The sequence below is a fragment of the Mongoliibacter ruber genome (assembly GCF_003003005.1).
Classification (GTDB): domain Bacteria; phylum Bacteroidota; class Bacteroidia; order Cytophagales; family Cyclobacteriaceae; genus Mongoliibacter; species Mongoliibacter ruber.
In genome coordinates this window covers 73,101-85,603 of record NZ_PVTR01000010.1, presented here as the reverse complement: position 1 = coordinate 85,603, position 12,503 = coordinate 73,101, and the positions used below count along the sequence as shown (strand labels likewise).

The following is a 12,503-nucleotide window of genomic DNA, read 5'->3' as shown; positions in this document are numbered from 1 at the left end:
GTCTAAGCCCTTTATGATGGATTTTCAGAAGAAGGGGTTTTTTCTTCCTCTTCAATAAATTGTCTTTGGATCTCGTCTTCTTCCTCTGCCTGCTTTGTTTCTTCATTGAAAAACCTGCTTTGGAAAATTAGAATAATGCCCACTCCAACAAATATGGCTGCGTCTGCAATATTGAAAATCGGCCATAATGCGGTATAACTGCCTCCAAAAATCGGGATCCACTCCGGTAAGTAACCTTCCCAGATATCGATATAAAACATGTCAATCACCTGACCATGAAACCAAGGAGTAGGCGCATTGTATGGGGCGTTATTTAACCACGCTCCGTAGAAAATACTGTCGATCAAATTGCCTATTGCCCCTCCTAAAATCATGGAAATGCATACAAGGTAAGCTGTATGCATGTTCTTCTTGATGATGTAAAAGAGGTAATAGCCTATGCCAAACATGGCGACCAACCTAAATGTGGTCAGGATCAATTTGCCATATTCTGATCCAAGTTGCATCCCAAATGCCATCCCGGGATTGGTAGTGTAATGTAACTTAAACCAATCTCCGAAGACTTTGATTTGCCCAGGAGTGCCGAAGTCCATTTGATAGTGAACCACCAGTTTTACTGCCTGATCAACCAAAATGACCAATAGGGCAATCGCAAAATATTTGAAATATTTCATGTATATCAATTCAAAGCCACAGATTAAGGATTTTTTAGCTATTCCCCAATCTGCGGCCGTTTTATTTTATTAGGCTTTAACAACCTTTACAGAAATTACAAAATCATCCATATCGAGGTCAACACCTCCATCTACGGAATCTTTCAGTTCCAACGAGAGTGCTTGCGTTTCGGTTTGGATATAAGTGGCAAAGTTTTGAAAAGCAGCATCAGTGAGCTCGCTTTGTTTTGCTACTTGAATGTTAATTTTATCCTGCACCTCCAGCCCCATATCTTTTCTCAGGTTTTGCACCCTGTTTACAAGGTCTCTTGCAATACCTTCCTGTTTCAGTTCGTCTGTGAGGGTGATATCCAAAGCTACCGTCAAGCCTTCGTCTGTGGCAACAGACCATCCTGGAATATCCTCTGAACTGATCAATACCTCTTCCAGAAGCAATGCTACAGTTTCTCCATCAGCATCCACATCGATTTTACCATTTCGCTCGATTTCAGCTATTTCTTCCTGTCCCCAAGTTTTGATGGCTGCGACCACAAACCTCATTTTTGGGCCAAGTTTTTTGCCTAGCACAGGAAGGTTTGGTTTCACGCTCTTGACCAATACTCCAGATGCATCATCTATATATTCTACTTCCTTGATATTGACTTCCGACTTGATCAACTCTTCTACATGTTCAAGTTGTCTACGCGTTTTTTCCTGCAAAACAGGGATCATGATACGCTGAAGAGGTTGTCTTACCTTGATACCGATTTTCGGGTTTTTTCTCAATGAATGCACCAAAGAAGATGTACGTTGAGCCAAATCCATACTTTCTTCCAAGTCCTTGTTGATCAAAGAATCTTGTGCAGAAACCCAATCTGTCAGGTGAACTGATTCGATGGTATTGGCAGTAGAGGCGGTCAGACTTCTGAATAACCAATCTGCATAGAATGGTGCAAAAGAAGACATCAACTGCGTGAGGCTGAACAAGCACTCATACAATGTTTCGTAAGCGGCTTGTTTGTCAGCATTCATTTCTCCTCTCCAGAACCTTTTTCGAGCCAATCGAACGTACCAATTGGACAATTGATCCACGGTGAAGTTCATGATGGCCCGAGTGGCTTTGGTTGCATCATAGTTATCCATGGCAGCTTCCACATCAGCTATGAGTGATTGCATCTTAGAAATGATCCACTGGTCCAGTTCTGCTCTTTGGGCTACCGGAACCGCTTTAGATGCATCATATACAAAAGCATCAAGGTTGGCATAGAGGGCAAAGAAATTATAGGTGTTTTGCAAAGTACCGAAGAACCTTCTCTGAACATCAGCAACTCCTTCAAGGTTGAACTTGAGGTTGTCCCAAGGATTGGCATTGCTAAGCATATACCACCTCAATGCATCTGGCCCGTATTCTTTCAAAGTTTTGAATGGGTCAACGGCATTGCCAAGGCGTTTGGACATCTTATTGCCGTTCTTATCCAAAACGAGACCATTGGCAATGACATTTTTAAATGCCACTGAATCAAAGAGCATTCCTGCAATGGCATGTAAGGTAAAGAACCAACCTCTCGTTTGATCTACTCCTTCTGCAATATAGTCTGCCGGATAGTTTGCCTTGAATATATCTTCGTTTTCAAAAGGATAATGCCATTGCGCATAAGGCATAGCCCCTGAGTCAAACCAGACATCTATCAAATCCGGTTCACGGAACATTTTTTCCCCTTTGGAAGAAACCAAGACCACATCATCCACATAAGGTCTGTGCAAGTCCATTTCTTTTCCTTCCCAAGGTGATTTCTCTAAAAATCCCTTTGCAATAGACTTTTCAATTTCTTCCTGAAGCTGCGCAACTGAGCCTATGCAGATTTCTTCTGTTCCATCTTCTGTTCTCCAAATTGGCAATGGAGTACCCCAAAACCTGGACCTGCTCAGGTTCCAGTCTACCAGATTTTCCAGCCAGTTACCAAAACGGCCAACGCCGGTGGCTTCAGGTTTCCAGTTGATGGTTTTGTTCAATGCGACCAACCTATCTTTGTAAGCGGTAGTTTTGATAAACCAGCTTTCCAAAGGATAATACAAGATAGGCATATCAGTTCGCCAGCAATGCGGATAACTGTGTTCGTATTTCTCGACCTTAAAGGCCTTATTTTCATTCTTGAGGATAATAGAAATGATAATGTCGGTGTTTTTATAATCAGCCGCATTTTCATCATCCTTGCTATAGTTTTTCACGAAAAAGTCATCAGCGCCAAAAGTTTTGTGAGCCTGAATGCTATGCTCCTTCATTTTATAGGCAAGGTATTCACCCACAACCGGTAGAAACTTGCCTTGTTTGTCGACAACGGGAATGTCATTCCCTTGCTCATCTTGCACAAATACCCCAGGTACATTGTTTTGAACCAATGTCCTAAAGTCATCAGCACCAAATGCTTTGGCCAAATGAACAATACCTGTACCGTCTTCTGTAGTGACGTAATCACCTGATACAACCGTAAATGCTGGATGAGGCAGAGAAATGCCATCGATTGGAAATAATTGTTCGTATTCCCATCCGAGCATATCCTTTCCTTTGAATTCCTCTACTATTTCGAAAGGAATGAGTTTATCTCCAACTTTGAAGTCAGCAATGGCAAGGTCTTTTGCTTTTTGATTGAAATAGGACCCAATTCTTGCCTTAGCCAATATGGCTATCATCGGCTCAAAAGTGTAGGGGTTAAAAGTTTTGACCTTGACATAATCCAGGTTTTCTCCGATGGCAAGTGCTGAGTTGGAAGGTAAAGTCCAAGGCGTTGTGGTCCAAGCGAGGATGAAGGTGTTTTCCTGACCTTTGAGCTTAAACTGAGCAGTGATAGAGGTGTCTTTGACATCTCTGTAGCATCCGGGCTGATTGAGTTCATGGGAGCTCAATCCTGTACCTGCGGCAGGGGAGTAAGGCTGTATGGTGTAGCCCTTGTATATCAGGTCCTTGTCATAAAGTTTTTTAAGCAAGTGCCATAATGTTTCTATGTATTTGGCGTCAAAAGTGATATAAGGATCATCAAGGTCTACCCAATAACCGATTTTTTCGGTCAGGTCGTCCCATTCATCCTTGAACCTCATGACCGTTTCACGGCATTTTTTATTGTATTCCTCTACAGTAATTGATTTGCCGATATCCTCTTTGGTGATGCCGAGTTCTTTTTCAACCTGAAGCTCTACAGGAAGACCGTGGGTATCCCATCCTCCTTTTCTTTTGACCTGAAATCCTTTCAGGGTTTTGTATCGGCAGAAAATATCCTTGAGCGTCCGGGCCATCACGTGATGAATCCCCGGAGTGCCATTGGCAGAAGGAGGGCCTTCAAAAAAAGTGAAGGTTTCGGCGCCTTCCCTGTTGCCTACCGACTTATTGAAAATGTCATTATCCTTCCAAAATTGCAGGATATCTTCTCCTATCTGTGGATAACTTACTTGTTTGTACTCCTGATATTTTTTCACAGTATTCCTTGGTGTTTTTATACCTGAGCGTATGTCAGAGACATATATGCATCAAGTAACCTTTTTCGAAATAGACTTGCCAATAGGGGTATATAAGACTGTTTGGCCTCATTTCTTTACGTTACCCTTCTTTCAAGCAGGCGCAAAGTTAAGATATTTTGGAGGATTAGAGGTAGGGAAAGAGAAAATTGATACCAAAGCATTTAAGCTGACAATTAATTGATTAAGTTTATGTAAATCTATAGCCATGAGTAAGTCTATATTAGACCCTGAAGTAGTAGAGGATGTCATAGCACGAGGTTCTCGACTGAATGTCGCGGATACAGCTAATTGGGGTAAAATGAGCGCTACAGAAATGTTAGCTCATTGTAACCTCGCACATCAGTCCATCCTTAAAGCCCCTCCTGCCGAAAAAAGCGGGGGTTGGAAAAAGTGGATTGCAAAAATTATATTTTTACATGTGATGAAAGAATTCCCCAAAGGTGCCCGTGGGGCAGAGCGATTCGACATGAAAGGGAAGGTAGATGTGGCTCTTTTTGAGGAAGAAAAATCAAAGTTTGTGCATATCATTGGGAAATATTCCAGACTAGACCACAAACTCGCCGGGTACCATCCCCGCTTTGGTGCCCTAAACCACAGGGAATGGGGCATATTTGTCTGGAGACATGTGGATCATCATTTGAGGCAGTTTGGGTTGTAGGAATGAGTTTATCCCAATAAAACTTATGTAAATCACCTTACAAACCCAAACAGCCAAAGTGGAATCCTATTGAATGATCCGATAGGTAAATCGGCGATGGCCAAAAATGAATTCGGTTCACCTTTGATTTGAAAATCTGCTATCAAACTCCCGGCAAGGCAATCCCCTTTACTTTTCTATATAGTGACAGGGCATATTTGTCTGTCATGCCTGAGATGAAATCTATCAATTCCCGCAATAAAGGATAGGGATTTGTGGAGGAATCCCATCCTTCCATCGGGAAATCTTCCGGTAAAAGTCTTAGGATACTTCTGTCTTTTCCAGAAAACAGCTCCGTTTGATAAAATTTGTGGTTCAAGGCTTTTGAGAAGACTTCCAACAAACCTTCCAAGACTTGAAAACCAGCCGCTTCTTTTTCCAAAACGGGTTTTGATCTGTAAATTTTTTGAACTGAAAGTTTCGAAATTTTATGCAATGCAGAAGCTGCAGGGATACTATCAGTCAATGCCTGGTCAAAATCACCGCTTAGGATATTTTCTTCCTCTTTGCAAAAAGCGGCTACTGATTCTCCTATCAACTGCCCAATAGCCATAGCCCTTAGGACTGCCAGCTTCTGTGCATCGCTGTTGTATTTGTTTAGTTTTTCGGGTTGAAATTTATCTCCTAATATTTCGCCCAACAAGCTGACACTTTCTTCAAAGCTCACCAAGCCGAGGGTACACCCGTCTTCGAGATCTATTATGCTGTAACAGATATCATCAGCGGCTTCCACCAAAAAGGCGAGCGGATGTCGGAGAAAGCATTCCGTGCTTGATTTTTCTAACCCTAATTTTTCAGACAGCATTTCAAACTCCTCTTTTTGGTCTACGAAGAATCCGTATTTTTTATGACTGCGCCTTTTTGGGTCCTTTTCAAAGACTTGAGAGGGTCGTGGGTATTTGGTAAAGGCAGCTAAGGTTGGGTAAGTAAGCTTGAGTCCGTTTTCTTTAGAGACCAGCATCCTAAAGCCCTGGGCATTTCCTTCAAAGTTGCATAGATCAGACCATTCTTGTTGGCTGACATAAGTTTGCCAAACAAAACCATAAGGGTGATGCTTGAAAAAATCAGAAATAGCCTCCTCACCCGCATGTCCAAAAGGCGGGTTGCCGATGTCATGGGCCAAAGACGCTGCAGCTACAATTGCGCCTATGTCGGATGAAGAAATCCCTTTGCTTTGTAAATCGGGGTATTTGTTGAGCAAAAATTCTCCCACAGCTTTACCAAGTGACCTGCCCACACTCGATACTTCTAGGCTATGCGTCAAACGGGTATGGACAAAATCATGTTCGGGTAGCGGGAAAACTTGGGTTTTGTCCTGGAGATTTCTAAAAGGAGAAGAGAAAATGATGCGGTCATAATCTCTTTCTATTTCACTTCTGTTTTGAGTTTCAATAGCCGAATGCCCATCTCTAAGGTCAAATCTGCCTGAGGTTAAAAGTTTTTCCCAATTCATCATGCCCAAAAATACTAAAGCTATTGAAGCTGTACCCAGAAATTGGTGGAAAATGTATCAACATTCATTTTTGGTATCAATGTTGAACTTATGGTAATCGTCAACACCAAACTATTATTACAATGAAGAATTACTTATCCAACATGCTGCTGGCAAGTCTGGCACTATTCGGAATGACTTCCTGTGAGCAACAGGACAATTACAATACCATCACTGAGGGAAATGCCAAAGTGAATGTCTACATGATAGATGCCCCCGCTGAATATGATGAAGTCTGGGTGGAGGTTCTTGCTGTGAGGTTTCTGCCTAAGGATTTGGAAAACGATGAAAACCGAGAATCAGGCTGGATCAATATTGACCACGAATCGAACGACAGAAAAATCAACCTACTTTCCTTGGTAGGCGACAACCAAGCACATTTGGGTAGCATTGAATTGCCTGCAGGTAGGTTTTCCCAAATAAGGTTATTGTTGGGAGATGACAATTATATCATTAAAAATGGCGAAAGGTTGGAGTTGAAGACTCCTAGTGCTCAACAAAGTGGCTTAAAACTTAAAATAGATAAGGAATTCGAGTCTGGTAGGGAATATGATCTTTTTATTGATTTTGATGCTGGAAGGTCTATTGTAAAAGCAGGGAATAGTGGTAAATATATACTTAAACCCGTCCTGAGAGTAATAGCCGAAACTGCATCCACGCTTCAGGGGACAATACTTCCATTAGAAGCGGAACCTAAAGTAACTGCAGAGAGTAGTGGAGAATCTTATTCTACATTTACTGATGAAAATGGATTCTTCAAGTTAAGGGGCATTCCTTCTGGAACTTATACTGTTTTGATAGAACCCAAAGAACCCTATTTACCAGTGACGATTGAAGATATTGTCCTTGAAGAGGGTGGATTCATTACATTGGAAGCAGTGAATTTAAATGAGATTGATGAATAACATATTGAGCCATTCCGAAATTTCGGAGTGGCTTTTTTTTATCCAATCGATCAAGATCCCTTGATATTCACTTTCTTTTATAAATTTGTCATGTGAATAAATTATTACTACCCCTGATTTTTGCCATTTTACTCTTTTCTGGATGTTCGAGCGACACGGAAAGAACCACAGCATTGGTAAATGTTTTCTTGATAGATGCTCCCGGAGACTTTGACGAAGTATGGGTAGAGGTGCTTGGAGTGGAAGTTCAAGCCATAGGTACAAGGGGGCAGGACAATGCTGATCCAAAGTTTTTTCCCAATGATCAGGTAATCAAATTGGTCAATGTAGCAGCTTTGGTAGGTGGAAATCAGTTTTTGATAGGCAGGGGAGAGTTGCCTGCCGGTAGTATCACAGGTCTTACTTTAAAATTAGGCAATAATAACTTTGCCTTGGCGGACGAGGAACGGACTAATCTAACTTTGTCAGAAGATTCTCCTTCAATTGATTTGAATTTAACCCTCGATCCAGGATTATCAATAGATGTTTTCATTGACTTTGAATTATACAGGTCCATTCACTCAGGAGCTGGAGATATTGTGGAGCTGAGACCAAAACTAAGGGCCTTTTCAAGTTTGAATACAGGGAGAATTTCCGGCTCAATCAGGCCGCAATCAGAAAAGGTTGTCCTATATGCTATCCAAAATCGTGATACTGTTGCTTCGACAGGCACAGTAGAGAATTCAGGGGATTTCCAGATACGTGGATTAAGTGGAAATTTCAGAGTTATAGTGCAGCCATTGGATCCGGCATTTTTATCAGATACTCTCAACAATGTGAACGTAGGGCCTAGACAAACCACACAAGTTGGCAACATCACTTTAAGACCTCGAGAAGATTAGACCTATGAGCCAAGACGAGCAATACATGAGAAGGGCCTTGGATTTGGCCGTACTGGGTCAGGGAAGTGTCAGTCCAAATCCCATGGTAGGTTGTGTTATTGTGCATCAGGATAAGGTTATCGGTGAAGGATATCATAAGGTTTATGGTGGACCTCATGCTGAACCCAATGCTGTTGAATCTGTTGGAGATCCACTTTTGCTAAAAAACGCCACAGTTTATGTCACGCTGGAACCTTGTTCCCATTGGGGTAAAACGCCTCCTTGCGCTGATTTGTTGATTGACAAGAAAGTCAAAAGGGTTGTGATTGCAGCCGTAGATACAAATCCGGTAGTGGGAGGAAAGGGGATTAAAAAGCTTCAAGAAGCAGGTATTGAGGTGGTACAGGGAGTTTTGGAAAAAGAAGCATTGGAGGAAAACAGGAGATTTTTTACGTTCCTTAGTCAAAAACGTCCATACATCATCCTTAAGTGGGCTCAAACCCAAGATGGCTTTGTGGCGCGGGAAAATTTTGATAGCAAATGGATCAGTAATCCTTACAGCCGTCAGTTGGTTCACAAATGGCGGAGTGAAGAGGATGCTATTTTGGTAGGGACCTTGACAGCAAAGTTTGACAATCCGAAATTGAATGTAAGGGAATGGGTTGGCAAAGACCCCACCCGTATTGTAATTGATAGAAACCTAAGCCTTGAAAAAGACTTAAACCTCTTTGATAGGTCACAGCCCACTATTTGCTATAACCAAGTACAAAGCAGCTCGGGGCCTAATTTAGAGCATTGTGCTCTTCAAGAAGGTTTTGACATAGAAGATGTTTTGGCGGATTTACATAGAAGAAATATCCAAAGTGTTTTTGTAGAAGGAGGTGCCCGGATTTTAAATACTTTGATTTCGAAGAACCTTTGGGATGAAGCTAGGGTTTTTACTGGACCTGTCAGTTTTGGTACTGGAATAAAGGCGCCACTTATTGAGGGACTGTCTTTTCAAGAGTCCGATATCATGGACGATAGGCTCAGAATTTATAGAAATATTAAACTTTAAGATCATGGCTGAATCTATTTTTATTCCCGACTCTGCAAGCAAAGCAGAAAAGTACGAGGCGATTTTACCACAAGTTGAAGCCTTGATTTCCACTGAAACTGATACTTACGCCAATTTGGCAAATGTATCAGCAGTTTTGAAAGAAGCTTTTGGTTTTTTTTGGGTAGGGTTTTATTTGGTAAAGCAAGGAGAATTGGTCTTGGGGCCATTCCAAGGTCCTTTGGCCTGCACCCGGATCAGATTGGGAAAAGGTGTTTGTGGTACAGCTTGGGATAAGGCCAAAACCCAATTAGTGCCTGATGTGGAAGCTTTTCCAGGTCATATAGCATGTAGTTCGGCATCACAGTCAGAAATTGTAGTTCCCGGTTTCAAAAATGGGGAAGTTTGGATTGTCCTCGATGTAGATAGCGACCAACTGGATGATTTTGACCTGACAGATCAGGAGTATTTGGAGAAATTGATGCAGTTGGTTGATCGATACTGCTAATTGCAAAAACAATAGAACTATAGCGGTTTGATGACATTTCCTACGCCTCATTCTGAGTTTTTAAAATTTAGCATTTACATAAAGGGAATGACAGTTGGTGTACGTCATCCTGACCGCAGCTTGCGGAGGTGAAAGCCTGTCCCGCAGCATTGCGGGGGATCTCCTACCGTTTAGGCTAGGAGATCTTTCCTACGGGGTGAAGACCCCGACAAAACTGTTAATGGTAATGAGGAACTAGTGAAGAGTCTCCTACGATTTAAGAGACTCTTTCATTGAATAAGAGTAAGAGTTTTTGCATTTCCGGATCTTCGTGAGATGCTTCCTTCGTCAGCATGACACCGACACTGTTTAAGAGAAGAATCTTACTTCACCTCCCACTTATCGATATGCTGTGGCTCAAAAGCCTCCATTTTATCCAATAGTTCTACTGGATCAGAAGACACAATAAGCAGGTTAAGCTGAGCTTGGTGAAGGAAGCCTTCTTTAGCGGAATGGTCTAAGAATGAGATAAGTTTGTCATAATAGCCACTGACATTATAGAGTGCAAGTGGCTTTCTGATATAGGCCAATTGATTGAGGGTCATGATTTCAAAAAGTTCTTCAAAAGTGCCAATTCCACCCGGCATAGCGATAAAACCGTCACCTTTTTCAGCCATCAGCCATTTTCTGTCTCTCATTGTTTCGACCACAATGAGTTCGGTACAGCCTTCATGGGCTACTTCGATGTCTACCAGCTTTTGAGGGATAATTCCATATACCTTTTGCTCGGAAGCAAGCATAGCATCGGCAATCACTCCCATTAGGCCTACATTACCTGCACCATAGACAAGGTCAAGTTTCCTTTTGATCAATTCTTGGGCTAAAGTTAATGCTCCTTGGCTATATGCAGGATTGTGCCCCTTGTTGGATCCACAATAGACGGTTATTTTTTTCATGTCCAAATATAGGGCAAAGTCTAGGAAACGGGCAAAGATAATGTCCTAAACAGGTTTTTTGTTTAGTGCATCCACAAGCTCCCTTTTAAGCTTTCTTTCTCGATCCAAGGTGTTTTTCCTGTGCTGTTCAAATTCCTCAACAGTTTCTTCCAAATCCTTTCTTGCCTTGGAAATGACCTTATGGCTTTGACTATATTGGAACAAGAAAAACAGTAAGGCTCCTGTAAGGACAAATACAATTGTCCACATGATACTGCTGTAAGCAGATTTATGAATTGGCATTCCTAAAAATTCAAAACTGTCTCTCGCCTCTTCGGCAGTCGATAACTGTTCTTGTGCTTCAGCCATTTGACTTTCCAGCACATTGATTTGTTCCTGTCTTTCTTTAAGATCTTTTTTTACCGTTACCAATTGGTCTTTAAACACATTGAGTGAATCTGAGACATTTTTGCGGATTTGATCCAGGTTGGTACGCTTGACTACTTTATATTCTTGAAAATTATTTGAAACTGTATTCAAATAATCAAATTGACTTGAAATGGTACCGGAATTTAAAGAAGGAGCTGGGCCTTCCTCCTGTGCGAATGATAAGTTGATCACAAGGAAAAAAGTAAATAGGCAGGTAAATGTGGCTTTTTTCATTAGAGATTGGTGCATTTTATACTATGTGTCTTGAATTTTATCAGGTATAATCCTGATTTTGTAGGGTTCACAATAAATATGCCTTTTTCTTATAGTTTTATCAAAATTTCAACTAGGAAAAGTATATTTTTTATGACAGAGAGATTAGTTTTATTTAAAAAATGTAATTCTTGCTTATAATTTTTTGTATAAATGCATGTAATTTTTGGAAAATTGAGAGAAAGGGACTAACATAACTATAAACCAAAATTGTCTAAGATGAGCGAAAATGAGTTTTTATTACATCTAGGGGATTACTTCTTTTTGGTATTCCATACAGGTTTGATTTTGTTCAACCTTTTTGCATGGCTATACAAACCTTTATTGAAATGGCATTTTTTTACCATTGTCATCACTTTTGCTTCTTGGGGTATTTTAGGGATTTGGTATGGATTGGGCTATTGTCCATTGACGGATTGGCATTTTGATATTTTGAGGAAACTTGGAGCGCAGGACCTTCCAAATTCTTACATCAGTTACCTTCTTCAAAGGATTTTCAGTCTAAGCTTAGCTGCTGATTTGGTCGATGCACTGACTTTGGGCTTTGCACTGGCAGCTTTGATTGTGTCTGTCTACCTTAATTTTTACAAAAAGAAATAGCAATACGCAGCCATATATTCAAAAATATAATTGGTGTAGCTTGAATTTAACTGTCTAAAGTGTAGCTGATTTTTGATTTGCAAGCCTTTATATTTTAAAATCCTTAAACAGAACACTATTTTTAAAGTGTGAATTAACAAATCGGCATTATAAACCATCAAAAAATAAATTTACTGTAAAAATAAAGTCATTATGTTATAAATATTTTAATAAATAGAATGTTTTATTACCTTTGAAACATCAACAAAGACAAAAGGTCTTGAAAACACAAATTGTAGGATGATGAAATTGGCAAACATGCCCTCCTGTCTCGGGGGTGGGGAACCAAGCATAAAGCAAATATCGAGCTCGTATTTTGCCTAACTGCCCCTTGGAGGTTCGAGTCCTTCTCCTACAGCCAATACAATTCAAAGGCAAAAGGCCATGAATTAAAATTGAAACAAATCTTAATTGTAGGATGATGAAATTGGCAAACATGCCCTCCTGTCTCGGGGGTGGGGAACCAAGCATAAAGCAAATATCGAGCTCGTATTTTGCCTAACTTCTCCGTGGAGGTTCGAGTCCTTCTCCTACAGCCGGTTATTTTGGGTTTATTGTTAATTGACTAAAGCTGTGAATATATT

General features: G+C 40.8%; 12 protein-coding genes and 1 tRNA gene. 8 read left to right on the top strand and 5 right to left on the bottom strand.

The window, feature by feature from the left end; all coding sequences use genetic code 11:
* Positions 1-11: 11 nt before the first annotated feature.
* Both CLW00_RS16260 and ileS read right to left on the bottom strand, forming a co-directional pair.
* Positions 12-674: a lipoprotein signal peptidase gene (locus CLW00_RS16260; RefSeq protein WP_106134753.1), complete on the bottom strand. Its 663-nt coding sequence runs from the start codon at positions 672-674 to the stop codon at positions 12-14.
* A 69-nt stretch (positions 675-743) separates the two neighbouring features.
* Positions 744-4,124, bottom strand: a complete 3,381-nt coding sequence (gene ileS, locus CLW00_RS16255) for an isoleucine--tRNA ligase (protein ID WP_106134752.1) — start codon at positions 4,122-4,124, stop codon at positions 744-746.
* Between the two features lie 31 nt (positions 4,125-4,155).
* Between ileS and CLW00_RS16250 the strand changes: the two genes are divergently transcribed.
* Together CLW00_RS16250 and CLW00_RS16245 are read left to right on the top strand one after the other, a co-directional pair.
* Positions 4,156-4,347 carry a hypothetical protein gene (locus CLW00_RS16250; protein ID WP_106134751.1) on the top strand — a complete coding sequence of 64 codons (192 nt, stop codon included), beginning with the start codon at positions 4,156-4,158 and terminating at the stop codon, positions 4,345-4,347.
* Positions 4,348-4,371: 24 nt separating this feature from the next.
* Entirely contained in the window at positions 4,372-4,824 is a 453-nt protein-coding gene (locus tag CLW00_RS16245) for a DUF1569 domain-containing protein (RefSeq protein WP_106134750.1), read from the top strand.
* A 142-nt stretch (positions 4,825-4,966) separates the two neighbouring features.
* Here the strand turns inward: CLW00_RS16245 and CLW00_RS16235 are convergent, their stop codons facing one another.
* Positions 4,967-6,319, bottom strand: a complete 1,353-nt coding sequence (locus CLW00_RS16235; protein ID WP_106134749.1) for a deoxyguanosinetriphosphate triphosphohydrolase — start codon at positions 6,317-6,319, stop codon at positions 4,967-4,969.
* 119 nt (positions 6,320-6,438) lie between these two features.
* On the opposite strand from CLW00_RS16235, the gene CLW00_RS16230 reads away from it, so the two are divergent.
* The 4 genes from CLW00_RS16230 to CLW00_RS16215 all read left to right on the top strand — a co-directional run bounded on the left by CLW00_RS16230 (position 6,439) and on the right by CLW00_RS16215 (position 9,664).
* Positions 6,439-7,260, top strand: coding sequence for a DUF4382 domain-containing protein (locus CLW00_RS16230; protein ID WP_106134748.1), 822 nt, complete (start codon positions 6,439-6,441; stop codon positions 7,258-7,260).
* Positions 7,261-7,352: 92 nt separating this feature from the next.
* The gene (locus tag CLW00_RS16225; protein ID WP_170073236.1) at positions 7,353-8,141 is read left to right on the top strand and encodes a DUF4382 domain-containing protein; all 789 of its coding nucleotides are present in this window, start codon (positions 7,353-7,355) and stop codon (positions 8,139-8,141) included.
* Between the two features lie 4 nt (positions 8,142-8,145).
* Positions 8,146-9,177: a bifunctional diaminohydroxyphosphoribosylaminopyrimidine deaminase/5-amino-6-(5-phosphoribosylamino)uracil reductase RibD gene (ribD, locus tag CLW00_RS16220; RefSeq protein WP_106134746.1), complete on the top strand. Its 1,032-nt coding sequence runs from the start codon at positions 8,146-8,148 to the stop codon at positions 9,175-9,177.
* A gap of 4 nt (positions 9,178-9,181) precedes the next feature.
* The gene (locus tag CLW00_RS16215) at positions 9,182-9,664 is read left to right on the top strand and encodes a GAF domain-containing protein (RefSeq protein ID WP_106134745.1); all 483 of its coding nucleotides are present in this window, start codon (positions 9,182-9,184) and stop codon (positions 9,662-9,664) included.
* Positions 9,665-10,026: 362 nt separating this feature from the next.
* Here CLW00_RS16215 and CLW00_RS16210 read toward each other — a convergent pair whose 3' ends face one another.
* Both CLW00_RS16210 and CLW00_RS16205 read right to left on the bottom strand, forming a co-directional pair.
* Positions 10,027-10,599, bottom strand: a complete 573-nt coding sequence (locus CLW00_RS16210; RefSeq protein ID WP_106134744.1) for an LOG family protein — start codon at positions 10,597-10,599, stop codon at positions 10,027-10,029.
* 45 nt (positions 10,600-10,644) lie between these two features.
* Positions 10,645-11,241, bottom strand: a complete 597-nt coding sequence (locus CLW00_RS16205; protein ID WP_106134743.1) for a hypothetical protein — start codon at positions 11,239-11,241, stop codon at positions 10,645-10,647.
* Between the two features lie 258 nt (positions 11,242-11,499).
* Here CLW00_RS16205 and CLW00_RS16200 point away from each other — a divergent pair, with 258 nt between their 5' ends.
* Positions 11,500-11,880, top strand: coding sequence for a DUF2784 domain-containing protein (locus CLW00_RS16200; RefSeq protein ID WP_106134742.1), 381 nt, complete (start codon positions 11,500-11,502; stop codon positions 11,878-11,880).
* A gap of 273 nt (positions 11,881-12,153) precedes the next feature.
* Positions 12,154-12,280: transfer RNA gene (locus CLW00_RS21430), tRNA-Asp, on the top strand.
* Positions 12,281-12,503: the final 223 nt, after the last annotated feature.

Bases quoted from the DNA above. Each gene is read 5' to 3' on its own strand.
- CLW00_RS16260 (WP_106134753.1), bottom strand. From the start codon at position 674: ATGAAATATTTCAAATATTTTGCGATTGCCCTATTGGTCATTTTGGTT.
- CLW00_RS16250 (WP_106134751.1), top strand. From the start codon at position 4,156: ATGTCAGAGACATATATGCATCAAGTAACCTTTTTCGAAATAGACTTG.
- CLW00_RS16245 (WP_106134750.1), top strand. From the start codon at position 4,372: ATGAGTAAGTCTATATTAGACCCTGAAGTAGTAGAGGATGTCATAGCA.
- CLW00_RS16235 (WP_106134749.1), bottom strand. From the start codon at position 6,319: ATGATGAATTGGGAAAAACTTTTAACCTCAGGCAGATTTGACCTTAGA.
- CLW00_RS16230 (WP_106134748.1), top strand. From the start codon at position 6,439: ATGAAGAATTACTTATCCAACATGCTGCTGGCAAGTCTGGCACTATTC.
- ribD (WP_106134746.1), top strand. From the start codon at position 8,146: ATGAGCCAAGACGAGCAATACATGAGAAGGGCCTTGGATTTGGCCGTA.
- CLW00_RS16215 (WP_106134745.1), top strand. From the start codon at position 9,182: ATGGCTGAATCTATTTTTATTCCCGACTCTGCAAGCAAAGCAGAAAAG.
- CLW00_RS16210 (WP_106134744.1), bottom strand. From the start codon at position 10,599: ATGAAAAAAATAACCGTCTATTGTGGATCCAACAAGGGGCACAATCCT.
- CLW00_RS16205 (WP_106134743.1), bottom strand. From the start codon at position 11,241: ATGAAAAAAGCCACATTTACCTGCCTATTTACTTTTTTCCTTGTGATC.
- CLW00_RS16200 (WP_106134742.1), top strand. From the start codon at position 11,500: ATGAGCGAAAATGAGTTTTTATTACATCTAGGGGATTACTTCTTTTTG.